The sequence below is a fragment of the Microbulbifer mixtoriginis (SeqCode) genome (genome assembly GCF_052466715.1).
In genome coordinates this window covers 301,238-325,691 of the sequence record NZ_CP174288.1, presented here as the reverse complement: position 1 = coordinate 325,691, position 24,454 = coordinate 301,238, and the positions used below count along the sequence as shown (strand labels likewise).

The window sequence follows — 24,454 nt, the reverse complement described above, 5'->3', positions numbered from 1 at the left end:
AGGAACGCGGCTCCGCCCTTCGCCATACTCACCCTATCCTTTCCTGAGTGGGCCCGCCCACCCTTCGAATAATGAGACAAGGCAGTAATCCATGAGCGGCAACAGCACCGAGTGGTGGCGCAACAGCGTTATTTACCAGATTTACCCCCGCAGTTTCTGCGACGCCAATGGCGATGGTATCGGCGACCTGCCAGGTATCACCCAGAAATTGGATTACGTGAAGTCCCTTGGTGTGGACGCTATTTGGATATCCCCATTCTTTAAATCCCCCATGGTGGATTTTGGGTATGACGTGGCAGACTATCGCGATGTGGACCCGATTTTCGGCAATCTGCAGGATTTCGACCGCTTAATTGAGGCCGCCCATGCCCGCGGCCTGAAAGTTATTATCGATCAGATTCTGAGTCACACCTCAGATCAGCACCCCTGGTTCGAGGAGAGCCGCTGCAGCCGCGACAATCCCAAAGCCGACTGGTATGTGTGGCAGGACCCTAAAGCCGATGGCAACCCGCCCAATAACTGGGTATCTGTTTTCGGTGGTGGCTCCTGGCGTTGGTGTACCCGCCGCCGTCAATACTACCTGGCCAACTTCCTCAAAGAGCAGCCGGATCTCAATGTGCACAACCCCGAGGTGCAGGCGCAGTTACTGGCGGATATGAAATTCTGGCTGGATCGCGGTGTGGATGGTTTCCGCCTGGATGCGGTGAATTTTATCTTCCATCAACAGGCCCTCAGCGATAATCCTCCCCGCCCGCTTAAGCTGGATCAAAAAGGACTGCCGCCGGTCAATCACTACGATTACCAATGGCACAAGAACGACAAATCCCAGCCAGAAAACCTGGTGTTTTTACAGCGTGTGCGCAAGCTGATGGATCAATACCCGGGTACCGTTACCGTGGGCGAAGTGGGTGACGATAATACCCATAAGATCATGGCGGACTACACCACGGAACAGCGCCTACATATGGCCTATTCCTTCGATTTATTAACCGAGGATTGCAGCGCGCAATTCCTGCGCGAAAGCCTGGAAAAGAACCGCGTGGTAATTGAAAAAGGATGGCCCTGCTGGTCCATTAGCAATCACGATGTTCCGCGCTCTATCACCCGTTGGAACCGCGGCCTTAGTCCGGAGCTAGCGCAAAAGCGCGCGCTGCTGTTCCTACTGATGCAACTTGTACTGCGCGGTAGTGTATGCCTGTATCAGGGGGAAGAACTGGGTCTGGCGGAAGCGGATATCGCCTTTGAGGATCTGGTGGACCCCTACGGTATTAACCTTTGGCCCGAATTCAAAGGTCGCGATGGCTGCCGCACGCCTATGCCCTGGACCGATAGCGCTGATCAAGCCGGCTTCACCAGCGGGAAACCCTGGTTACCGATTTCCCAGAGTCACCGGAACTTAGCCGTGAATCTGCAGCAAGACAGCCAGCACTCTATGCTCAACCAGTTCCGTGCATTGATTAAATGGCACCGGCAACTGCCCCAAAGTCTGGCAACCGCACAACAGGAAGTGCTCGATACCGGCAATGATTTATTGGTGTTCGTGCGCCGCGCAGATAAGGAAGTGTACCTGGTCGCCCTGAATCTAGGCACCACTGAGGAAAGCTACGCTCTGCCACAAGAGTTTTTTGGGGCCGAGGATATTACTCCAGGCCTGTTTGCAATGGAGCTGAGAGAAAACACGCTGGTTTTGCCCGCCGCTGGCGCCGGTGTATTGCGAAACAATAATTAATTTCAGGCTTTAACAGCCCGTCAAAAAATTTTACCAGCTGGTGGCAACAACCACCGGCTGCCAATTTCAGAAAAACTGCAGTATCTCTCCCAGGGCTATAAGTTGGTTTTTCTGTCTCTCTGCAACGTCATTTATCCTTTCGACGTCTGCTTCTCCGCCGGCCCAAAGCCGGCTTTTTTTTACTTTGCTCTGCGCCTCATAGATCAGATTGCTTCCAGAGCTACCTTAGCCTGAGTTAAGGCAGTCTCTTTGTGGTCATCCCCCATATTCAGCCCTTCGGCATAAATGACCGTGACATCGTCAATGCCAATAAATGAGAGAAAATGCTTGATGTAGGGCACATGAAAATCAATAACAGAATCTTTATAGAAACCCCCAGATGTCGTGACCAAGACCACTTTGGTATCTCTAATCAAACCCTCTGGTCCATTTTCTGTGTACGTAAAAGTCACTCCGGCCCGCGCTAAGTGATCAAACCAAGCTTTCAGAGTAGATGGGCTACCAAAGTTATACATGGGGGCTGCAATCAGTACCGTATCTGCATTTTTGACCTGTTCAATAAGATTGTTCGAATACTCCGTTAGCTCTTTGTGGGCTGCACTTTTCTGTTCCTCAGGGGTGAAGAAAGCACTTACCATTTCACCGCTCAAATGCGGAACCGGGTTAAGACTTAAATCCAACTCGGTGACTTCAGTGACAGCCTGTCGTGACAGCCAGTGCTTAGCCAGTGACCTGGAAGTCGAATGGTCCCCTAAGGCAGAAGCATAAACAGCAAGAATTTTGTGACTCATAGTCTCTCCAGCTAGTGAACATCAATGATGCGGAGACTATAATCTCTGCAAATTGGCAACTAAATTATCAATTTATGCAATTTACAATTGCATAAATGCAAAATGATGGACTGGAACGATCTTCGATACCTGATAGCCGTGGCAGATCACGGCTCCCTACAGAGTGCAGCCAAAGCCTTGGGGGTAAACCATTCCACCGCCTGGAGGCGTCTACAGACCTTGGAAAAAGATCTTGGCTGCCAGCTTTTCGTGGCAGACAGGCAGGGCTATTTCCTCACAGACGAAGGGAATGCGGCTTTAGAACACGCCAGAAAAGCCGCCGAGAATATCAATGCCATTGCCTTGAATACCGGCATTAAAAACCTGGAAATGGAAGGCATTATCCGTATTACCTCAATCGGCTCTTACTCTTACGAGGTGATCCCAAAACTCTGTGCCGCCTTTCGCTTACAGCACCCCAAAGTTGAATTTGAACTCATAGACTCGGCGGAACACCTATCACTGGAGAAGAGGGAGGCGGACATTGCCTTTCGTGGATCACCTAGCGCTCCGGATAACCTCATTGCCAAGAAGCTCTTTGATATCAACTGGCATATTTTTGCCCATCCAGACTTGGTTAGCGGTCCAATGACACTGGATGAGATTAAGCAGCAGAATATTATTGGTTATCGCGGTTTGAGTTTGCCGATTGGTCGCTGGAGTGAAAAAATATTTAAGAATAGCCGCAAAGTAATTTACTGTAATTCGGTAATGGCGGCGGCAGGTGCAGCCAATGCAAAACTGGGTTTTGCCATTTTGCCCGAAGGGGACCAAAAAATGGTGCAACCTTACAAACTAAAGAGAGTATTCGAGCTTAAAGAGTTCCAAAGCCATTTCTGGTTACTTTCTCATCCTCAAATGCGCAATTCAGCACGCGTTAAAGCCTTTTGGGACTTCAGCCTGGACACCTTTAAAAAAGGGTGTCTTTAAGCGGATCAAGGTGAAAATTATTAGCTACGGGTGTCCATCAGATCACAGCCTATAATGTTCAATTAATATGGATATACCGCCCAATCATTCAATAATGATTAGCCTTATTTAACCCCAACTGTCGTTAACAGGCGGACCATTCGACGGGAAATTTTTTTCAACAGGCGGAATCGATCCGTGCCAATACCCGGGCCAAAATCCGAAAGCGGAAACGCCAGTAAAGCCGACTTAAAAGGCTCCCAGGTTGACCTGCAGAAAGCCGATTTACCCTCCATTTACCAGGCACTCAACACCTCACCTCAGGGGTTAAGCCAGGCTGAGGCCGAGACACGTCTGCAACGCTATGGCCCCAATAGCATCCAGGAGAAAGAACAAAGCGCACTACTCAAGTTTCTGCGTTTTTTTTGGGGGCCCATTCCCTGGATGATCGAAGCCGCCGCCCTGCTATCGGCACTTATCGGTCACTGGCCTGACTTCGCCATTATTATGGCGCTACTACTTTACAACGCCGTAGCGGGATTTTGGCAGGAGCACAAGGCCTCCAATGCCCTGGCCGCGCTCAAGGCCAGCATGGCGCCGCAGGCAGAGGTGTTGCGCGATGGTAGTTTTCATACCATTGACGCCGCCGATGTGGTTCCCGGGGATATTGTACGAATCAAGCTCGGCCAAGTGGTGCCCGCAGATGTGCGCTTTGTCGACGGCAAATCCATCAGTATCGATCAGGCAGCTCTTACGGGTGAGTCATTACCGGTCAGTAAAAAAATAGGAGACATCGGTTATTCCAGTAGTATCGCCAAGCGCGGCGAAATGACCGCCGTTACAATTGGCACCGGGCGTAATACTTTTTTTGGCCGTACCGCAAAGCTGGTAGCCGGTGCCGGGCAGGGCGCCTCCCACTCGCAAAGAGCCGTTACTCATATTGGCGATTTCCTGATAGTGCTGTGCCTGGTGCTGGCTTTGTTACTGGTAGGTACCCAGCTCTATCGGGATATCGTAGTGGCCCCCAGCTGGCACTGGTCGGACATTATTAATATTTTACGCACAGTCCTGGTGCTATTAATTGCCTCGATTCCCGTGGCAATGCCCTCCGTAATCACTGTCACTAACGCACTCGGTGCCCTGGCGCTATCCCGAAAAAAAGCCATAGTCTCGCGACTGGAGTCTATAGAGGAGCTTGCCGGGGTCGATATTCTCTGCTCCGATAAAACCGGAACGCTCACCAAGAACCAACTAAGCCTGCACGACCCCAAATTATTTGTCGCCAAGAGCCCGGAACAGTTAATTCTCGCCTCGGCACTCGCCTCGGAAAAAGGTTCTAGTGATCCGATCGATCAGGCAATTTTTGCCGGCCTCAAAGATAAGAAAGCACTTAATAATTACCAGCTTAAAGAGTTCACTCCTTTCGACCCAGTAATCAAGCGTGCCCAGGCCCAAGTAGTCGATGACAGTGGAAATTCTTTGTTTTATTGCAAAGGTGCGCCCCAAGCGGTGATGCAATTGTGCAAGCTCAGTGGTGATAATGAAAAGAAAGCCTCAGACTGTGTGCAGGAACTCGCCGCACGGGGTTTACGCTCCCTGGGTGTGGCGAGTTCCAATGATGGGAAAAGCTGGAACTTTCTTGGCATCCTCTCTTTGGAAGATCCGCCTCGGGATGATTCCAAACAAACCATCAGCCGGGCCAGGGAGCACGGGCTGCAGGTAAAAATGATTACTGGCGACGACGTCGCTATCGGCAAAGAAATCGCTGCTCAGGTGGGGATTGGGCAGAATATTTACGCCGCCGCCGATGTTTTTACCGACTCGGAGAATATGGACCACTTAACCAAGCAGGTGGTCGATTGTGTTGAACGCGCCGATGGCTTTGGCCGTGTTTTCCCCGAGCATAAGTACGCAATCGTAAAAGCCTTACAAGAGAGAGGGCACCAGGTGGCAATGACCGGCGACGGTGTCAACGATGCGCCTGCCCTAAAACAAGCTGATTGCGGAATTGCTGTTAGTGGCGCCACCGATGCGGCCCGTGCCGCAGCGGCGATTATTCTCACTGCTCCGGGCCTCTCCACTGTAGTGGATGCTATCGACGAAGCACGCAAGATCTTTGAGCGCATTATTAATTATGTGCTCTTTAGGGTATCCATGACCCTGGATATTATGGTGGTGGTGGTGTTTGCCACTATCCTCTTCGGTTTTTCTCCCCTCACCCCAGTCATGATCGTATTAGTGGCACTGCTCGACGATATCCCCATTATGACTATTGCCTACGACAACACCCTGCTGCCTAAAGAGCCAGTGCACTGGGAAATGCGTGATTTATTACTGGGTTCGACCATTATCGGCATTTTTTCTATCGCACAAACCATGGGGCTCCTCTTGATTGGTATGGAATGGCTTCAAAATAGCCAGTGGCAATCCTGGATACCCCTGGATAAGTCTCAGATCCAAACGATTATTTTTTTACAAATTGTTGCCGGCGGTCACTTACTACTTTTTGTCGTGCGCTCCCGCTCTGCCTTCTTCGCAAAGCCACTGCCCGCAATGAAGTTATTTATCGCTATTGTCGGCACTCAGGCGCTCACGGTTTTAATGTGTGGATTTGGTTGGCTGGTACCTGCTATTCCCTGGCGTATTATCGGGCTCGTTTGGCTCTATATGATTTTGTGGATGTTTATCCTGGATCTGGTGAAGAAGCTACTCTACCAACGTCTGCAGGATATTTAATCCATTCTGTATGGATAAATCATTTAACTTATCATGAAGAAATAAAACTATGAATTGCCTCGAAGCATTCCAGGTGAAACCTGGCAGCAAGATACAGTTAGATAAGATCGATGCCAGTTTTAAAGATTGCTATAACAATCGCGAAGAGGCTCAGCCGGTCATTGATAAATTGGATGAAAGAATTCGCGCACAGCAGTATCTTATGTATGCTGAGCACAAGCGCTCTCTATTGATCTGCCTGCAGGGTCGGGATGCCTCCGGGAAAGATGGCACGATTAATCATGTGCTTGGAGCAATGAATCCCCAAGGCTGTACAGTGACCAGCTTCAAGCAGCCTTCTAAAGAAGAAGCCGCCCATGATTTCCTATGGCGATGTCACAAAGTCACCCCCGCACAGGGACATGTGGCGATTTTTAACCGATCCCACTATGAAGATGTATTAATTCAACGGGTGCATAATATGGTACCAGAGAGCATCTGGTCCAAGCGCTACGATCATATCAACCACTTCGAACAATTATTAGCCGACCACAACACCCTGGTATTAAAATTTTTCCTGCATATTGATGCAGATGAACAACTGAAACGCTTTAAACAGCGTATTGATGACCCAAGCAAACACTGGAAAATCAGCGAGAGCGATTATACGGAGGCAAGCTACTGGGATGCCTACACCCAGGCTTTTGAGGATATCCTAAAAAAATGCAGCCACTCTCATGCTCCATGGTTTGTTATTCCCGCAAACCACAAATGGTTTAGGAATCTTGCGATTGCCTCCATAGTGGCAGATGCAATGGAGTCCTTAAAAATGACTTTTCCCAAGCCCAGCGTGGATATCAATGAAATCAAGAGGAAATATCACCAGCTGGACAAAAAAGAGCTACAGGAAGGGCTAATAAATACCCTCCCTTCAAAAAACAAATGATCTTAAAATATAGAACCACTTGATCAACAAATCAGGACATAATACTACTGCCTACTTGCACACAATTAATCCTTTTTATCACCTAAATATTTAGCATTAAAAATTTTATCAAATGCATCATATACAGCAAGATGCAGCGTATCACCATGATCCAGCTGTTCAAAATAACCGAAGTGTATATTATTTTTATTACTATCTAACTTATTGAATAAAGTTCTTGCCAGCCGCTCCATGACCTCCCCTTCTTTCCCCACACCTACATAGACCGACTTATCATCACAGCAATCTTTAGGAACTTGTTTCAAAAGAGACTCTCCGCTCCACCACAAGCTTGGACTAATAATGATGTAATTATCGAAGAGATCTGCATGTTTAAATAGAATTTCTGTAGCCAAAAGCCCCCCAAGGGACTGGCCAATCAAAGTAGAATCTCCATTTACACGATAATTATTTTCAATTAGAGGCTGAACTTCTCTATCAAGAAAACCTATAAAATTATCCGAACCACCAGAGGTTGGAAACTCTTGCCTATCCAGCTTCTTAGCTGAGGGGAATGTAAAATCCCGTTTCCTGTCTACATTTACGACTCCAACAAGAATCGACTCCGGTAGCATATTAATCCAGGAAAAGGATCCAAATTGCAATAAACCAGCTATATGAACAAAATCTTCATTCATAGAACCATCTAAAAGATAGATTACCGGGTAACTTCTTTTAGTGTCGCGTTGATAACTCGCTGGTAGGTAAACATTCAACATGCGCTTTTCATCTAAGATTGCGGATGAAAAGCTTATCGAATCGCCAACTACCAATGGTGACTTGTCAACCTCTACCCCCAAAGAAAAAGAGGACATCAAAAATAAATACGCAAAAATCCAACATCTGAACATGAGCTCACCCCATATGAAACTTTATTCTTATTAAAAAAAAAGTAAGGCTTACCCAAATACACACCTATCAAACCAACAATGTTTAACTTTAAGCCAGCCTCAACCTTACTCGATATACTACATCTATACGGGGGAACACTTAACCACAAAAACAACAAACTGAAAAGATATTGATGATGCAGAAATCATCTTCTATCTATAATTTTTTTAATCTTCCCTGATTTCTGACTAATTATACCAGGCTGAAGGATATCTATATTTAGTCTTGAAGCAGACTCAAGCCCAAGGAATATCATACGAAGCGTTAGATCCAAACTAGTCAACTCTCTATAAAACTCACCCGCCAAATACTCTTTCTCCTGATCATCAACATTATCTTTAGCTTCAATTTTAAATAATAATTGATCGTGTCCATCAATCTTATCAATAATGCAATGGTAAAAGGAGCTAAGTCCAGGAATGGCTGTAACAATATTTTCCAACACAATTGGATATATATTTCCCCCATTGATTGTGAACATATTATCGCGACGCCCACTAATGGGGCCCAAATAGGCTCCAGTTTGGCCACACTCACATGGCTCCTTATACATTTCAGCCAAATCGTGTGTGTTATAACGAATCAAAGGAAGAGCTTCACGTTTCAGCGCTGTTATTACTAATTCCCCAGTGACGCCATCTTCACATAACTTACCCGTATCTGGATCAATAACCTCTACATGAAAAAAATCTTCCCAGACATGTAAGTTATGATATTGGCATTCACTCGCTATTAGTCCAAATTCCGTATTTGCATACATGTTAATTAACTTGGCGTTGAATACCCCCTCATAGTAACTCCGAAAAGTCTCTGAAAATAATTCACCCACTACGAATATTTTCCTGATACTCAAAGACGCGGGCAATACGTTTTTTTCCAGACAGTAACGCTCTAGCCTAGGTAACAATGAAGGTAAGCAAACCATATAATTCAGCTTATCTTTTTGTAGGCTCTGTAGCTGATGATCAATTCCTAGAAAAGAATCTGCAGGAATAGTGAGACCAAAAATTTCACTGGCAGCATGACAGATCATCCCACTAGGCCAAGGACCATAAGTCATTGCACATAAACATTTATCGAATGGTTCAACACCTGCAAGCAAATAGCTTCGAGCCTGAGAGATTATTGCCAGCTCAATATCTTTACGTGTATAAGGCACGCGCTTCGGTGCACCGGTACTGCCTGAAGTATGACAATAGCGAACAATATTGTCATAATTCATACTAACTTCTGACATAGAAGTTGAGAATACTTCAGAACTTATAATCGGTAGCTTATATAAATCTTCACAACTTCTTATTTCCTCTATATCAATGTTATTATTTATAATTAGCTTGCGATAATAATCAGATTTTTCAAAGGATTCTCGCAATAATTGCCTCACCTGTTCATCTTTTAAACTCTGCCTTTCAATTTCAGGCTGACTATTGACATGTAAAAATTCAGCTCGCAGCTCATAATAATTCATAAAATCCACCAATTAATCACTTATAGTACTTAATCGGTTTTTCAGCAGAAAAATGTACACGATGTAATTCTCGTCGTTGATTGTAATCATTGACGGCATAGTGTAAGACTTGGTGATTATTCCAAATAACCAAGGTCCCAGGACGCCATTGCACTCGACAATTGAACTCTGGTTTTTCTATATGATTAAATAAATAACTCAAAAGCCCCATACTCTCATCGCATGTCATTCCCTCAAATTGCGAAGTAGTAGTTCGGTTTAGGTAGAGAAAAGGCTTACCGGTTACAGAATTTTTACAGACTGCTGGATGTATAGCAGATTCTAGTGGCATCAATTTTAGTGCTCGTTCTATACTTGAATCATCTCCATCTTTACCTTCTACTGATTTCTTCAGCGGCTGTTTTTTAAGCATCAACTCTGTCGTGTGTATCACATTGAGTGAACCGACTAACTGTTGCATTACAGTTGACAGACTCTCATAAGCAAGCGTTGAACTTGTAAAGAGGGTATCACCACCCCTAGGAGGAATATCAATACCGTACAATGCGATACCTTTTACCGGGTTGGAGTAATAGCCCTGATCGTGATGCCATATTCCTCCTGTATTTTTCTTTTCACCAGGCTCTTTAATAATTTTAGCAACTTGTGGATAACCCTCTGAATGACCTTGAAAGAAGAAATAGTTCTGCTGAAGCTCCCCAAACAAGCTGCAGAACTTAACAAATGCCTGAGTATCCAGGTCCATATCTCGGATAACTAAAAGCTCATGTTCATGCCATAAATTTTTTAAAGCTTGCTCAGCGTCCAGATCTAATTCAGAAATTTCTTTAGCGGAAATCTCAATACCAAAATTTCCTGTTAAATAGTTAAAATTCATAGAATGCTCTCTAATTGAGATGTTGTATATTGCGGCCAATTCACTAATTTTAATGCTTCTGGCAAATCGCCGCTTGAACGCATTATTGCTGCCCTAGCTGAGCAAAAAGTCGCTGCTCGAATGATTTCCCTTAAACTATCAAGTTGGTCGCTGACATTATTGAGAGCTGTCATTCCGCAGGGAACCAAGTCCTGATTATTTCCTTCACACGAGAAACTCATCTGACGCACAGGTGTCGATCTGGCTTTTATTTCCTGGAACAGAGCCGACGATAACTGATGAATCCCTTTACAGTGGTTAAACGATTCAGCATTTAAATTATCCGGCAGTCCTCCATTCAAGCGATGATCCATCAAAATCAATATTTGTCGATCAAGCATTTCGGCTAAGCGATGGATAATTTCCTGCATAAATTCGGCAGAAGCTGCCAATCCAATCGCATAAAACAATCCACCATGCCATGGGCCTGATTCAAGAATTAGAGGGTTATCTGCAACAGCAGTGGCTTCGGAACGAATTTTTGCCTCTGAATAATCCAATAGATCAAGGCAGTGGCCTAATATCTGGGGAGCACAGCGAACAGAATATCGGGCTTGTAATAAGCTTTTTTCACCCTCGATAACTCTTGAGGACCGCAGGTAATCACGTCGTAAATGGGTAAGTAATTGGCCAGCACGAGCATAACTACCGTGCACCTCTCCGTAGCTCAACCCTTCGGAGAAGTGTTCATCTCCTGCCCCTATGGCCATGGAGGTTAATGCCACAGATTTGAAACAATCTCTTAATAGCTTTCTTAGCTGATAATCATGTTCAATAGCCCAGGAAGCCATCATAGCATTGGTATTTACAAGCCCAATGACATCACGGGGGCCTCTTGGCCCGTGTTCAAACAGTGGTGAAATAGCATGGGCCATGGAAATCAAATCACCACTGGCTCCAAGGCTCCCTTTTCGAGGTACTCTCGGAAGCGTTTCACTGTTGGCCAGCTTAAGAAGCGCTTGATAAGTGGAAGGATGGATACCAGATAAGCCGTGCGCTGTTTTTAGAGCCTGTAACTTTAATGCACGCCTGACTACCGATTTCGGTAATGGCGCACCAACACCAACTCTTAAGTACTCCAGAAGATTGACTTGTGTCTCTTTCCACTGACTTGGATCTAAGCGATTGCGTTCATTCTCTCCATAACTTGTGTGCAAACCGTAGATAGGGTTTCCATCATCTCCAAGCTGCTCCTGTAGTAATGCATAGGAGTGTTTAACTCTAGAAAGGTCTATGTCACTCGCAGTAATTAGATTATGTAAGTATCCCCACTCATACCAAGCATGTAGAGGAAAAGTTAAAACTGAATTGAAATTAGTTTCATAAGTTACCGCACTACCATTCGCTACCGCCGGATAGCTTAGAGATGATGTAGACACCCTGACTCCAGAAATAATTTGAATACTAGGAAGGCGAAGAAATTAGCATGGGAGTTGAAGCTTGAAAAATAGATGTCGTCGCTGGTTGCCATAGGCAATATCTATGGCAACAAAATAAATGTCGATGTAGACTCAGCTTAAACACACTGGCTTTTTAAGTGGCTAAATAAGTTATACCTATGTTTCCACACGCTGATGAACTCAATTATTTTATTGAAGTTGCTAAAACAAAAAATATCTCAAGAGCTGCAGAGAGATTAGGGATTCGGCAGCCGAGTTTAAGCGCGGCTATCAAGAGGCTGGAAAGACAGCTTGGTACAGAAGTAATCATACGAGAAAAAACTGGTGTGCAATTGTCTCGTGCAGGGTTAAGACTATTAAAAAGTGCTCAACAGTTACTTGATGACTGGGATGAGGTAAAGTACTCAGCGCTGCGCGAAAACAAAGAAGCTGTTGGTCACTTCACTATCGGGTGTCACAGCTCTATCTCACTACATATGCTACCTGAAAGGCTAGCCGGATTCATTGCTCAAAATCCAGGTATCGAATTAAGCTTCCAACACGCGCTTTCTCGGGAAATTGTCGAATCAGTGATCAGCTGGAAAATTGATATCGGCATTGTGGTAAATCCCGTATCCCATCCTGATTTGATAATAAAGCACCTCTGTCATGATATGGTGAGTTTTTGGCATAACCCTGAAAAAATACAGTCTAGGGACGTATTAATTTATGACCCAGCGCTGATGCAAACAGACTGGCTACTAAAAAACATGGAAAAAAATAACAAATATAAACAATATATTACTTCCTCTAGCCACGAACTGATCACAAATATGACACTTGAGGGAGTCGGGGTCGGTATTATTCCTGGTCGAGTTGCTCAAACAATTGGAAGAAATCAGCTTCAATGGGTTAGTAAAGACCAACCAGGCTTCAAAGATGAAATCTGCTTGGTGTATCGAAGGGAAATAACCCATAGCTTAGGTGCAGAGAAGTTAATTAAAGAATTTAAACTTACAAATTACAAAAAATTTGGTTAACAGAAGATATATTTAAACTGCAAAATTCAATTATTTTTGAACTTCATTTTAAGTTTATTCGCGATAAAATATTGCCAACCATACCGTCGCCTCATCAGAGGATGTCTCAATCACCCGGTGCTTTCTCCCAGCCTTTATCAATAAGCAATCACCAGACTTCAGCTGGCATATCTCCCCGCAGTCAAACTCCACCACACCATAACCACTCAGTAAAAGCACCCATTCGTGTTCACTCTGATCATACCAACCTTCCTCCGGTGAAGACTGGCCGTATGAAACAATTCTTTCAATTCGTATAGCATCACTTTTTACGATGTCCTGGAAGTGCTCAACCTCAGTGTTTTTCGGAAGGTTTTCTAGAATATTTATCATATTTACTCCTGCCAACTAGAAAAGTGATCCATTAGATAATCAATGGCCATTCTCGCTCGTATTGGTAAAAAGCGGCGATTCTGATACACAATCCAGCTGCTGGCTCCGCGCCCCCAAAAAGGCTCCAGTACGGGCTCTAATAGCTGTGACTCTATAGAGCGGTTAAAACTGCTTTTTGGCATATAGGCAATACCTAGGCCTTTTTCACATGCGTTAACCACTGTATGGGCATTATTACTTCTCCAGCGTCCATTAACGCGAATAGACTCCTCGGTGCCTTCTATATCAAATATCCAGTTCTCATTATTCGCAACAATACAACTGTGCGACTTTAAATCCTGTGGGTGGATTGGCCTGCCGAATTGATCAAGATATTCAGTGCTGGCAACTGCCATCATCTGGCGTCCAGCCAGCTTGCGAGCCACCAGCCCAGAGTCCTCAAGGCGGCCATAACGGATCGCAAAGTCGATACCATCCTCTACAAAATTGGCCATTCGGCTGTTGAAATCGATGTCGATCTTTAAGTCAGGGTGTTGTAAGGCGAAATTCATCAGTGCTGGAGCCACATACTGTTCAGCAAATAAACCAGCGCAGCTCACGCGCAACGTGCCACTCAGCTCATACTGCTGCAGGCTTAGCTGTTCATTGGCCTGTTGCAGACCCACAACCAGCTCTTTACAGCGCTGGTAATAAACAGCCCCAGCCTGAGTCAGGCTGACCAAGCGCGTTGTTCTAGCCAGAAGCGCACTCCCCAGACGCTCCTCCAAGCGAGCCACCTGCCGGCTCACATGGCTGGTACTGCACCCCAGCTGCTTGGCGGCCGCAGAGAAACCCTGGCACTCAGCTACAGCAACAAATTCGACTACACCGTCAAATGTATCCATACCCCACCATTATTGCTATTTAGCAAAAGTATTTCACAGAAATCTCATATTATCATCTTATCAGGGACAACCTAGAATGCTCCCCACTGAATGCTTAACACAGAGGACAGATTCATGAAGAAAGTACTTATTCCCGTAACCAACCATGCAACCCTTGGGGAAACCGACCAAGCTAATGGCACCTACTCCCCTGAGCTGACTCACGTCGTGCATGTACTTAAAGAAAATGGCATTGATTACGATATTGCCTCTATTAAAGGTGGCAAAGCACCACTCTACGGTACAGATATTGAAGGAGATGAGGTCAACAGCCAGGTATTGGCCGATGAAGACTTCCAGAACCGTGTCAACAACACTATTCCAGTAAACCAGTTGAATACTGCTAGTTACGATGCGGTGTTCTACCCAGGTGGGTTTGGTCTACTTTCCGACTTAGCAAGCAATGAGGACTTTGCCAAGTTATCTGCAGAGCATTATGAAAATGGCGGCGTACTTGCTGCCGTGTGCCACGGACCAGCTGGCCTGCTGCCTATCACTTTGAGCAATGGTGAAAGCTTACTGGCAACTAAGTCTGTGACTGCATTTACCCGAGAAGAAGAAATCGATTTTGGCACCATTGAAGATATCCCCTTTCTGCTTGAAGAAGCTATCAGCAGAAAATCTGCTCGATTTAACAAAGTGCAACCCTGGCAGGAATTTGTCATCGAGGATGGCCGTGTGATTACTGGACAAAACCCAGCCAGTGCACATGCTGTTGGTAAAGCGATCGTTAAACAGTTAATAAACTAGCCGTTAATAACGCATCAATAATGCTGGCGCAAACTGATGTCCCTGCGCCAGCTTTCCATAACCCTTCAGCTTCCATTGTGGGCCAACACAACTCATCTACATGAGCAGTTATAGCCCTAAAACCCCTTCAGTGAGGTTCCAGCAGTGCCTAGCTCAATTCTTTATCCGTCGCTAATGTTAATTGCCGGAATCGGCATCCCGGTGATGGCCACGTTAAATAGCGGTCTAGGTGTGAAGCTTGGCAGCTCGGCTCTCGCTACGACGATTTTGTTTTTTGTCGGACTGACCATCTCTATTATTTACTTATTTAAAACTGAAGGTTTCCAAGTAGCCGGTTTTCACAAAGATATCTCCTGGCACCTTTATCTCGGCGGGATATTAGTTGCTTTTTACGTACTCAGCGTCACCTGGGTTTCACCAAAATACGGTGTTGGCAATACTATATCCTTTGTGTTACTCGGCCAGCTCTTTGCTATGGCCACCATCGACCATTTTGGCCTCTTTGGCGCACAACAAACCAGCCTGGACCCCAAACGAATCATTGGATTTATTCTAATGATTACAGGCATCTTACTAGTGGTAAAACGCAATTCATAAATATATCTGGAGATCAGACAATGCCCAATCTATATGTAATGGCAAAAGTGAAGTCTAAACTTGGAGAAACACAGAAAGCTAAGAACATTCTGACAAGACTGGCAGCGAACTCTGAAAAGGAGAGCGGATGTTTGAGTTATCAGATTTTATATTCGAGTGAGGAAACAGATACCTTTATGACGTTAGAGGTATGGGATTCAAAAGAAAGTGAAAGAAAACACTGGGATGAGCCCCACTTAAAAGAATCATTAAAAGAGTTAGAACCAATTTTAGCTAAAGAACCAAGAATCGAAAAATATCAGCATACTTCCGATTAAAAGCAAACGACCTTATCCAGCAGAGCAAATGATCATAGGCCCACAACAAAATTAGTGTGGGCCAAGGAGAATATTCAGAAAGTAACAAGAGACACCTGAATTATTAAAGGGCAGTACATTTATAAGCTTCATCAGCAGTGAAAAAAATCTATTCACCCTGAATTAAAAAACTATAAGGACCACTCCCTCTAAACGCTTGTGTCATTACTCAGGAAAATTAAAAACAGAATTGGTGGTCAACATTTCCGACCAACTAACACGCTCTGCTCGGTAAATCGTGCTATCGTACACTTTTAATTCCCACGCAGTTTCCGCTGGGCTAGTCGATGTTACCTCTATCAAGTAAGCATTGCGATCACTCCCCGTACTGATATCCGATGGGCCACCGGCACATAGTAATATATTTCCACCGGCAAGCTCATCAACATCACCCAATGATTGAGTATACTTGGGCGCTATGTATTCCCAGGTTTGCTCAGCACTCATTGTCGATGTATTGAGCAGAAACTTTACTGCGCGGCTATTGTAGATATTGCCAATCAACTCAGCTTCATTTCTGTTGTCGTAAATCAGAATTTCATGATTGCTTGTCAACATTGGCGCATGCTGCGAAGCCATCCAGGAACCAGTATGTAGTGTAAAGAATTTATCCTTCAAATCGCTCTCAATATCTGAATCCCTCCCCATTATCCAATTTACCGCACCAGACTGATGATCAATACTGACCACCCAGCTCTGAGAGCGGCTAGAAAGTAAAATGGAATTATCCTGAGGAACATAATGCAGTGCATTAGAGTGGCTCCAATCAAGGGCTCCGTTATCCAAAACCCTACTGGCCAAAGCACCGGGGAAACGGCTGGTATCCAAGTGATCAAATGCTGACCATCGCCAAACTGTGTTCCCTTCAGTATCGATTTCCAAAATGGCATCTCCTTGTAAAAAATGCTCACCAAACTGGCCAGTTTCGTTGGTTAACACCAACAGATTGCCATTCTCCAGCAAATGGACATCGTGGTGATAACTCGGCAATTCGAAAGAGGACAACACCTCTCCGGAGAAGGAGATTACTCGGGCCTCCCCACTGAGTAATAAAAGTAAACGCCCATCCTGTAGGTTTCTCGCTACTGGGGCACCAGTTAATGGAACATCACCGTGCAGATACCAAACAACCTCTCCCTCTTCATCAAATCCCCAGAAAGTACTATCCCTCTCCGCTGATGGCGCGAAGATAGTGATGCCCCCCTCGGACTTAACCGTTTTATTCAAAAGCTCAACAGCGGGGACCCCCTCAGGCACCGACCCTGTTTTAAACTCTACGATTTCACTGTGAACAACCTCACCACTATCTAAAAGTGCAACCGCAGTAAATCGATAGGTAGTATCAGCGCGCAGGCCGACGACAGTTACTTCGTGGTTTGTGCCTGACTCACTATAAGCTGTACGTCGTCGGCTGGTATCTGCAGATTTAAACCTTATTGCCACTCTCGCCGCTTCCGCAGTAATCACGCTGGCATTCACCATTAGATGGTTCTCTGGGTGAGCGCTGAGTACTAATTGAACAGCATCATCTTCCTGCGCAAAAATCTTAGGGACAATACCTGTTAAAAACAGTAAGAATACTGATGGAAAAACAGCCAACCTAATATATTTACTCATTGGGGGTCTCACAGTTTGTTATGAATACAATTGTTTAACGCAACCATTGCCTCCTTGGTTTACAGAGAAATTGACTTTTCAAGAGACTGTAATCGATCGTAATGGATGATTATTGACTAGGCGCACCTAATGCTGCACTATGCGCCAAAATTGAAAACTGGTACGCATTTACCAAACTTTGAAGAATGCATTTCAGAATTTGATACTTCACCTCTCTGCCAATTCATCACCACAAAATACTCACCGCTGCCTACTTATCCAGGTAGGTGGTCTTTTATATTGATGTAAGGATATCCTTTGAAAAGATTTATTCTCAGCTCCGTTATCGCTCTTTCCGCATCCAATACTATGGCAATGGAAAACAGCTTCTACCTTAAGTCATCTTATGGAAAGGTAGATACAGATATCTCTACTCAAGAAAGTGAAGAGTATTTTGAAACAAATCTGTCCAACCCAAGAGGTTGGACAGTAACTTTAGGATACCGCCTCAATAATTTTCTTGCTATTGAGGGGGGGGTATGCCGACTTTGGTGATGCAGAGGGAAAAATTAGAGAAAGTGATTCTATCACTTACAGTGAGTACGCATCAGGCAACTATGATTACAACTACAAAATTAATATTGGCGCTAAGACAAAGATGCTTGGCATATCCCTAACATCCGATATTACAAAAAGATTCTATACAGGAGTTCGTGTAGGCTCTCATTTGTGGGAAACTGAATATGAAGAAAAGGAAAACTATATCTGGAATTATGAGCGCGTCGACTTTGAAGGAAGAGTAGTAAGCTCTTTTTCCGATAATATCAGTGATTCAGATAAAGGTGAGAATGATGGTAGTGATCTTTACTACGGAGTTTTCATTGGCTGGAACCACAACAACTGGAGCCTAAGCCTGGAACACACTATTTTCGAAATGGACGAGCAGAAACCCAGCCTCTCCTCCCTGGGACTGACTTACAATTTCTAAAGACTGCCCTTTCTTTTTTCAGCAGCCGAATCGGCTGCTGAATTTCTCTCTTAAAAATTCTAAAGCTACTTTATCCCAGAAAACAATACCTCAAACCAACGCAAGTCCTCCGGCCCCAGCTGAGCCTTTTTGGCCAGTCTCTTATCTCGATACACATCCTTATATACATGATAAACCGCTCGCTCGGTCAACTCGCGCCAGTGTTCGCTATTTAGCTCAGGGATTGAGCCATCAGCTAAATTGGGATCGGTCAATGGGTTGTGCTGGGCTTCAGTGGTTCTCAGCGCTAATTCCAATTCTTGCAGAATAGGATTGATCACCTTGAGGGTATTCGATTCGGAAAACTGCTTGGCAACATCTTCCTCTGCCTGACGAAGCATTTTTTTGCTCTGTAATTCCGATAGCTTTTCTCCGGCTGGGCGCAAGCCGAATTTATTGACCAGGCCACTCATACCGGGCAGCACCGCCTTGGCTGCCAGCCCGGCACCGATCAAGGGATTAAACACTGCGGCAACACCCCCAACTAACAGCATACCAACCGTCAATTTTCTATCGAGTTTGTCGATATCATCCGCCAGTCTTTCGAGAGAACTCTTTCCAGAATTTCCCCTTTCCAGGGATAACTCTACGGCGCTCTCCACCATAAATTTACGTAAACTCCCCTCATAATGGGAGTTGGGAAAGTGAAATATTCGGCGTTTGGGTAGATCATTTACCTCTGGGGCATCATCAGGTAAACAACGCATTGTGTGCAGAGTAAAGCCAGTTTGTGAGAGCTTATAGGGAATCACAAAGTAATGTTTTTCATCGTATCTCTGCACAAAATTTTCACTGCGCTCCGCAGAAGAAAATATTGGCAGTCCGGCGACTACTTCTTGAAAAACTTTTAAACTGCCGGTGATTTCAGCTGGCACTTTACGGGAAAGGCCAACCAGGCCCTTCTTGCCTTTATCGAAATATTGTTTCATATCTATTGATTCACAGAGAAGCAGAGAAAAATTTGGCCTAATCTGCAGTATCCGCATCCCCTCGGCCATCCCCCCTTGTGAAACACCTCCCTATGCCCTCTAATAAAAGCTTAACTACCTTAGGAAATGACGTCTTTAGTTTGCCTCAGCATAAATCCAGGCTTCTATACCAGATTTCAATTTGGCGGCAACCCGCCGATAGGCATCCACTTCATAGGCATCAGACTGAGCAAGCTCTTCGGCAGAGATTTCAAAGACCATACCCTCAACCGTATCAGAGGAATGCCCTGTGTACTTCAGTATGGGGTGAAACTCCTTGCCGCTAGTTTGCACAACCTGTGGATCTATAATTCTTATTTCAGAAAGCTGGTAACCAATTAAAGTATCCTCAGATCCTTGTAACTTACGGACAAAAGTCTCCAGTTGTACATTCTCTTGCTGAAGAGTGCCGTAGGAAAATAAACGCTCCATAAATTAACCCCTGATACCGCTAATGAAAGTTCACTAATGTCGCAAATCCGCTGATACTTTATCGGCTAAAGACCCAGCTAAAGAAATCTCTTTAAGATAATTCCTCAGATTGGAGCTCTAACGCCTATCAATCCCTTCGCAAACCATTCTTGCAAATGTCTGTGAGATTAATAACCAGCAATTCACTTATTCCTTTTTGATGTGACTGGCCCAAGGCACGGACCTTACCATCCCTTGGACCTGCATTGGTGAAAACCTGTGCTAACCCATCCCGCAGCTGAGGCCGAGTATACGGGGAGCTGCTTTGGGGAAATCTCTGACCTGCGCCGTGCTTCTGATTGGGTGCTAAGGATACCGCACCCTGGCAGGCAATGGTTAGGCTCTAAATCCATGGTTGTTTACACGGCCCACTGGCAATAGAGAGGTGTGTAATGCATAACCGACCTTCGCTGCAAAACCATCAAATTATACCTACACGACAGAAAACATCCCTACAAAAGGTACAAGGAGCTCTACGCAAAAACGCTTCGTTCGCCGCTGCGCTGATGGTTGTTGGATCGGCAATATTGGCCCCCCTGGCCTATGCTGCGGATTATTCCAATCCTTATTCCCGCCAGGGCTCAAGGTATGTCGCTCATCAGGGGCATGGAGGGCATTATGACCGGCACTCCAGATATAGCAGGGATTACAGGTACCGGAGAGAGTATAGGGGACACTCCCGATACAATAGGAATCAAAGGGGCTACTCTCGATACAGCAGGAACCAAAGGGCATATTCTCGATACGGCAGATACCAACAAACTCAACCACAAAATAGTCGGCATATGTGGTTTAAAGGCCATGTACAAGGTACACCGCGTATTGTGATCGACTTAAGTGACCAGATGGCCTACTTCTATAAGGGAGGACGTCTCGCCGGTATGTCCCCGGTCTCTACCGGTAAACCAGGCCACCGAACTCCTACTGGTAACTTTCGTATTTCACAGAAGAAATACAGCCACCGCTCCAACCTGTACGGTCACTATATAAGCTCTCGTGGCCAAGTACTGCGCAGTAATGTGGATGTACGCCGCCATCGCAAGCCTGCCGGGTCTCGCTTCCGAGGAGCCTCAATGGATTACATGATGCGGATTAATGGCCCAGTCACCATGCATGCCGGTTATGTACCCGGTTACCCGGCCTCCCATGGCTGTATCCGCATCCCCTGGCATATGGCGAAGATTTTCTACCGCCACGCCAGAGTCGGCACAAAGGTATCTGTTGTGCCTTAGGTAAAATCTAGACACTTGTGAAAAGGCACCATAAAAAAGGCGGACTATTAAGTCCGCCTTTTTCTTTGCCTGGAAAAACGTCTGCTATTGAGAGGCCTCTGCCCCCTCCCGCTTTGCGACTTCCATACGGGTGAAATACGCATGCGCTGCACGGTTTACATGCCGTGCCAGCAGTAATGTGGAAACCATAGTGGGCACAGCCATTACGGCGTACATGCCAATAATAATGCTGTTGACCGCGCTCAGAGAAGCCACCGCACCCAATACAATCAGTATCATATAGAGCCCGGTATAAAGACCCTGCCAGCGGCCACCGAAAAGAAAAACATAGCATTTCATGCCGTAATACCAGCAGGTAACGATAGTGCTGAAAGCCAGCGGAAGGACCATTAGCAGTAGCAAAATTGGGCCGAACTGCCCAAACACCTGAGAAAATGCCTGTGCAGTCAGGGTAACGCCGGCAATATCCCCTTCCTGCTGCCAAGCGCCAGTCAGTAGTATCACCAGGGCAGTGCAAGTGCAGATAACCAGTGTATCTACAATGGGGCCCAGCATGGCAACCACGCCTTCTCGAACGGGCTCACGGGTTTTCGCTGCACCATGGGCCAAAGACTCTGTGCCTATACCCGCCTCATTAGAAAATGCGCCCCGGCTTACCCCTACTGTGATTACCGAACCCAGAGTACCTCCAGCAATAGCTTGACCGCTGAAAGCATCGGAGAAAATTAACGCAAATGCTGCCGGTACCTGCTCCCAGAAGCTGGCAATTACCACAAGGGTCATGCCCAGATAAAATAGCACCATGCCCGGCACTACTCTTGCAGAGAATTTACCGATACGCTGGATACGACCGGCTATAACGTAAGCCGATGCAACAGCAATTAATAAGCCAATAACAAAATCAAAAGTGAGTGAGCCTCCGGGCGCAACCCAACCCAAGGGTTCAGCAAAAGACTCTCGCAATAGCTGCGTGGTTTGATTGGACTGAAACACTGGCAACATACCGCAGAGTCCCGCCACGGCAAACAGTACCGCGAGCGGCATCCAGCGTCGGCCCAACCCCTCGCGAATAACATACATGGGGCCACCTTGCAGTTCCCCGGAGGCATCGCGACCGCGAAACATCACCGCCAGCGTCGCTGTATAAAACTTGGTAGCCACCCCCACCAGGGCGGTTACCCACATCCAGAAAATCGCCCCAGGCCCACCAATCGTAATTGCGATGGCAACCCCAGAAATATTGCCAAGTCCCAGGGTTCCCGAAAGCGCTGTGGATAGCGCTTGACTGTGATTCACTTGGCCAGGGTCATTGGGATCATCATATCGGCCACTTAAAAGCCCAATACTGTGCCCAAGATGGCGGTAGGGACGGCCACGAGAATAGATTAATAGCGCGAGGCCGCCACCAACGAGTAGCACCAATAAGGGGGGACCCCAGACAAAACTGGCAAAAGCCTCTAATGCCTGATCAATAGCAGGGAATATCGACATAACTTAATTCATTTCCGGTGAGATCCGCCCAGTCTAGGTACGCTCACACCAGACTGTCAAAATGCCGCCATAAAACTCTGCAGCCCCATAAATGCGAAAAATTTGGGGAAACCTGGAATCCCAGCAATAAAAAAGCCCCAAACAGGGGCTTTTCTAACGATCTTTTACAACTTTTTATCAAGCTGTAGTAGTTGCCTTTAATGCGGGCTCGGGTTCTGAACTCTCCCTCACCAGCGCCACCGATATAGCGCCAAGCAACATACACACCCCCGCCAAAACAATGATGTAAATTGCCTGGTTTTCGAAAACTGTTTTCAATATCAAGCCAGCTACCAGGGCAGAAACAATTTGTGGTGCGGCGATAGTGAAATTAAAAATCCCCATATAAACACCGGTCTTATCCGCCGGCAGCGAGTCGGAGAGGATCGCATAGGGCATCGCCAGAATAGCGGCCCAGGCAATGCCCACACCCACCATCGGTAACAGTAATCCCAGGGCGCCACTGGGTACGGAAACTTCTGTAATCAGCAGATTCACCTGTGTGGGATCGCCCCCCTGGAAGAACAGGAAGCTGATGTATCCCAAACCGCCCAGTGCCAGCGATAGGGAATAAGTGAGCTTACGCCCCAGCACCTGAGACAAACGGGCCAGGACAATAGAGAAGATCGCTGCAAACAGGGAGTAAGCAGCAAAAATAATTCCTACCCAGTCACCGGCAGCACCCTTAGCGGCAGCGATATGTGCGGGAATTTCTTTGACGCTTTCCAGATAGGCGGGATCAAACCATTTGGCTTCCACTCCCCAAACATGCTGAGTGATCGCAGGCGTGGTGTAAACCCACATAATAAACAGGGCAAACCAGGAGAAGAATTGCACCAGGGCCAGCTGGCGCATGGTGCGCGGCATTTTAATTAGCAGCTGGAAAAAACCGATCAAGCGCTTTGCCAGTGGGGCTTTTTGCTGTCTCTCCCGCTCAAGTTGCGCGGAGTCGAGACCTTTATAGGCATTGTACTGCTCTGGCGGATACTCCTTGGTACGCAGCACAGTCCACAACACACTGCCCAGCAGCACTGTGGCGCCGATATAGAAAGCCCATATAACGGAGGGCGCCACCTCTCCCGCACGGGCAGTATTTTCCAGACCAATCACATTAGTCAGGATGAATGGCAACATGGAGCCGAAGATGGCGCCAATGTTAATCAGCAAAGACTGTATCGAGTAACCCAGGGTGCGCTGCTCTGATGGCACCATGTCGGATACCAGGGCGCGGAAAGGCTGCATGGTCACGTTAAAGGCCGCGTCCATCAGGGCCAACATAACGCCGCCAAAGATAATGGGGGCCACTATCGCCACCACAATCCCGGCATTGGGCATAAACGCCATCCCCAGGGCTGCGGCGATGGCACCAAAAAGGATAAAGGGGTTGCGGCGACCGAAGCGACTCCAGGTTCGATCCGAGGCCGAACCCACGATCGGCTGTACGATCAGTCCCATTAGCGGCGCCACTATCCAGAATAGAGACAGGGAGTGAAGGTCCGCCCCCAGATCAGACAAGATTCTACTGGCATTGGCATTTTGCAGAGAAAAGCCAAATTGCACCCCGAGAAAACCGAGACTGACATTCCACACCTGCCAAAAGGGCAAGCGCGGTTGCTGGGCTTGCGGCGCAACGGCGCTGCTTGCTGATTGGGTCATAGAGGTCACCGCATCACTAGTTATGCTTATTCTGCCATTCTCACACGCACTCCCGGAGCATCCATCCTCCCCCATAGGGGAGGATGCGGGCCAGATCCTTCGCTTTAGGATAAA

General features: G+C 46.3%; 24 protein-coding genes. 12 read left to right on the top strand and 12 right to left on the bottom strand.

Translation table 11 applies throughout. From position 1 onward, the window contains the following. The first annotated feature begins 91 nt into the window (after positions 1 to 91). Entirely contained in the window at positions 92 to 1,729 is a 1,638-nt protein-coding gene (locus tag ACJJH9_RS01665) for an alpha-amylase family glycosyl hydrolase (protein WP_444924080.1), read from the top strand. Between the two features lie 203 nt (positions 1,730 to 1,932). On the opposite strand, the gene ACJJH9_RS01660 is transcribed toward ACJJH9_RS01665, so the two are convergent. Further along, a complete protein-coding gene (locus ACJJH9_RS01660; protein ID WP_444924079.1) occupies positions 1,933 to 2,520 on the bottom strand; it encodes an FMN-dependent NADH-azoreductase in 588 nt (195 codons plus the stop codon). 102 nt (positions 2,521 to 2,622) lie between these two features. Here ACJJH9_RS01660 and ACJJH9_RS01655 point away from each other — a divergent pair, with 102 nt between their 5' ends. The 3 genes from ACJJH9_RS01655 to ACJJH9_RS01645 all read left to right on the top strand — a co-directional run bounded on the left by ACJJH9_RS01655 (position 2,623) and on the right by ACJJH9_RS01645 (position 7,129). Then, a complete protein-coding gene (locus tag ACJJH9_RS01655; RefSeq protein WP_444924078.1) occupies positions 2,623 to 3,489 on the top strand; it encodes a LysR family transcriptional regulator in 867 nt (288 codons plus the stop codon). A 177-nt stretch (positions 3,490 to 3,666) separates the two neighbouring features. Next, positions 3,667 to 6,204: a plasma-membrane proton-efflux P-type ATPase gene (locus ACJJH9_RS01650; protein ID WP_444924077.1), complete on the top strand. Its 2,538-nt coding sequence runs from the start codon at positions 3,667 to 3,669 to the stop codon at positions 6,202 to 6,204. Positions 6,205 to 6,253: 49 nt separating this feature from the next. Further along, positions 6,254 to 7,129 (top strand): polyphosphate kinase 2 family protein, encoded by an 876-nt coding sequence (locus tag ACJJH9_RS01645; RefSeq protein ID WP_444924076.1) that lies wholly within the window; start codon positions 6,254 to 6,256, stop codon positions 7,127 to 7,129. 65 nt (positions 7,130 to 7,194) lie between these two features. Here ACJJH9_RS01645 and ACJJH9_RS01640 read toward each other — a convergent pair whose 3' ends face one another. The 4 genes from ACJJH9_RS01640 to ACJJH9_RS01625 all read right to left on the bottom strand — a co-directional run bounded on the left by ACJJH9_RS01640 (position 7,195) and on the right by ACJJH9_RS01625 (position 11,822). Then, entirely contained in the window at positions 7,195 to 8,019 is an 825-nt protein-coding gene (locus tag ACJJH9_RS01640; RefSeq protein ID WP_444924075.1) for an alpha/beta hydrolase, read from the bottom strand. A 185-nt stretch (positions 8,020 to 8,204) separates the two neighbouring features. Next, positions 8,205 to 9,527: a phenylacetate--CoA ligase family protein gene (locus ACJJH9_RS01635; protein WP_444924074.1), complete on the bottom strand. Its 1,323-nt coding sequence runs from the start codon at positions 9,525 to 9,527 to the stop codon at positions 8,205 to 8,207. A 16-nt stretch (positions 9,528 to 9,543) separates the two neighbouring features. Next, a complete protein-coding gene (locus tag ACJJH9_RS01630; RefSeq protein WP_444924073.1) occupies positions 9,544 to 10,404 on the bottom strand; it encodes a TauD/TfdA dioxygenase family protein in 861 nt (286 codons plus the stop codon). Then, on the bottom strand, positions 10,401 to 11,822 hold the full coding sequence (locus ACJJH9_RS01625; RefSeq protein ID WP_444924072.1) for an aromatic amino acid ammonia-lyase: 1,422 nt from the start codon (positions 11,820 to 11,822) through the stop codon (positions 10,401 to 10,403). The genes ACJJH9_RS01630 and ACJJH9_RS01625 overlap by 4 nt, the downstream gene beginning before the upstream one ends. Positions 11,823 to 12,001: 179 nt before the next feature. Between ACJJH9_RS01625 and ACJJH9_RS01620 the strand changes: the two genes are divergently transcribed. Beyond that, complete coding sequence (locus ACJJH9_RS01620; protein WP_444887317.1) at positions 12,002 to 12,862, top strand: LysR family transcriptional regulator; 861 nt, start codon at positions 12,002 to 12,004, stop codon at positions 12,860 to 12,862. 54 nt (positions 12,863 to 12,916) lie between these two features. On the opposite strand, the gene ACJJH9_RS01615 is transcribed toward ACJJH9_RS01620, so the two are convergent. Together ACJJH9_RS01615 and ACJJH9_RS01610 are read right to left on the bottom strand one after the other, a co-directional pair. Beyond that, positions 12,917 to 13,234: a cupin domain-containing protein gene (locus ACJJH9_RS01615; protein WP_444924071.1), complete on the bottom strand. Its 318-nt coding sequence runs from the start codon at positions 13,232 to 13,234 to the stop codon at positions 12,917 to 12,919. A gap of 2 nt (positions 13,235 to 13,236) precedes the next feature. Continuing rightward, positions 13,237 to 14,118: a LysR family transcriptional regulator gene (locus ACJJH9_RS01610; RefSeq protein ID WP_252083465.1), complete on the bottom strand. Its 882-nt coding sequence runs from the start codon at positions 14,116 to 14,118 to the stop codon at positions 13,237 to 13,239. Between the two features lie 114 nt (positions 14,119 to 14,232). Between ACJJH9_RS01610 and ACJJH9_RS01605 the strand changes: the two genes are divergently transcribed. The 3 genes from ACJJH9_RS01605 to ACJJH9_RS01595 all read left to right on the top strand — a co-directional run bounded on the left by ACJJH9_RS01605 (position 14,233) and on the right by ACJJH9_RS01595 (position 15,821). Next, the gene (locus ACJJH9_RS01605; protein ID WP_252083466.1) at positions 14,233 to 14,907 is read left to right on the top strand and encodes a type 1 glutamine amidotransferase domain-containing protein; all 675 of its coding nucleotides are present in this window, start codon (positions 14,233 to 14,235) and stop codon (positions 14,905 to 14,907) included. A gap of 144 nt (positions 14,908 to 15,051) precedes the next feature. Beyond that, the gene (locus ACJJH9_RS01600; protein WP_252083467.1) at positions 15,052 to 15,504 is read left to right on the top strand and encodes a DMT family transporter; all 453 of its coding nucleotides are present in this window, start codon (positions 15,052 to 15,054) and stop codon (positions 15,502 to 15,504) included. Positions 15,505 to 15,524: 20 nt separating this feature from the next. Next, entirely contained in the window at positions 15,525 to 15,821 is a 297-nt protein-coding gene (locus ACJJH9_RS01595) for a putative quinol monooxygenase (protein WP_444887319.1), read from the top strand. 204 nt (positions 15,822 to 16,025) lie between these two features. Here ACJJH9_RS01595 and ACJJH9_RS01590 read toward each other — a convergent pair whose 3' ends face one another. Continuing rightward, positions 16,026 to 17,477, bottom strand: coding sequence for an aryl-sulfate sulfotransferase (locus tag ACJJH9_RS01590; RefSeq protein WP_444924070.1), 1,452 nt, complete (start codon positions 17,475 to 17,477; stop codon positions 16,026 to 16,028). 297 nt (positions 17,478 to 17,774) lie between these two features. Between ACJJH9_RS01590 and ACJJH9_RS01585 the strand changes: the two genes are divergently transcribed. Together ACJJH9_RS01585 and ACJJH9_RS01580 are read left to right on the top strand one after the other, a co-directional pair. After that, positions 17,775 to 18,011: a hypothetical protein gene (locus ACJJH9_RS01585; RefSeq protein ID WP_444924069.1), complete on the top strand. Its 237-nt coding sequence runs from the start codon at positions 17,775 to 17,777 to the stop codon at positions 18,009 to 18,011. A 172-nt stretch (positions 18,012 to 18,183) separates the two neighbouring features. Further along, positions 18,184 to 18,444 (top strand): hypothetical protein, encoded by a 261-nt coding sequence (locus tag ACJJH9_RS01580; protein WP_444924068.1) that lies wholly within the window; start codon positions 18,184 to 18,186, stop codon positions 18,442 to 18,444. Positions 18,445 to 18,509: 65 nt separating this feature from the next. On the opposite strand, the gene ACJJH9_RS01575 is transcribed toward ACJJH9_RS01580, so the two are convergent. Beyond that, positions 18,510 to 19,412: a hypothetical protein gene (locus ACJJH9_RS01575; protein ID WP_444924067.1), complete on the bottom strand. Its 903-nt coding sequence runs from the start codon at positions 19,410 to 19,412 to the stop codon at positions 18,510 to 18,512. A gap of 135 nt (positions 19,413 to 19,547) precedes the next feature. After that, entirely contained in the window at positions 19,548 to 19,883 is a 336-nt protein-coding gene (locus tag ACJJH9_RS01570; protein WP_444924066.1) for a gamma-glutamylcyclotransferase family protein, read from the bottom strand. Between the two features lie 627 nt (positions 19,884 to 20,510). Between ACJJH9_RS01570 and ACJJH9_RS01565 the strand changes: the two genes are divergently transcribed. Both ACJJH9_RS01565 and ACJJH9_RS01560 read left to right on the top strand, forming a co-directional pair. Next, complete coding sequence (locus ACJJH9_RS01565) at positions 20,511 to 20,750, top strand: hypothetical protein (RefSeq protein WP_444924065.1); 240 nt, start codon at positions 20,511 to 20,513, stop codon at positions 20,748 to 20,750. Beyond that, the gene (locus ACJJH9_RS01560; RefSeq protein ID WP_252083479.1) at positions 20,747 to 21,154 is read left to right on the top strand and encodes a L,D-transpeptidase family protein; all 408 of its coding nucleotides are present in this window, start codon (positions 20,747 to 20,749) and stop codon (positions 21,152 to 21,154) included. Before ACJJH9_RS01565 ends, ACJJH9_RS01560 begins: the two co-directional genes overlap by 4 nt. Positions 21,155 to 21,238: 84 nt before the next feature. Here the strand turns inward: ACJJH9_RS01560 and ACJJH9_RS01555 are convergent, their stop codons facing one another. Next, positions 21,239 to 22,645 (bottom strand): alanine/glycine:cation symporter family protein, encoded by a 1,407-nt coding sequence (locus ACJJH9_RS01555; protein ID WP_444924064.1) that lies wholly within the window; start codon positions 22,643 to 22,645, stop codon positions 21,239 to 21,241. Between the two features lie 177 nt (positions 22,646 to 22,822). After that, entirely contained in the window at positions 22,823 to 24,340 is a 1,518-nt protein-coding gene (locus tag ACJJH9_RS01550; RefSeq protein ID WP_108734680.1) for an MFS transporter, read from the bottom strand. Positions 24,341 to 24,454: the final 114 nt, after the last annotated feature.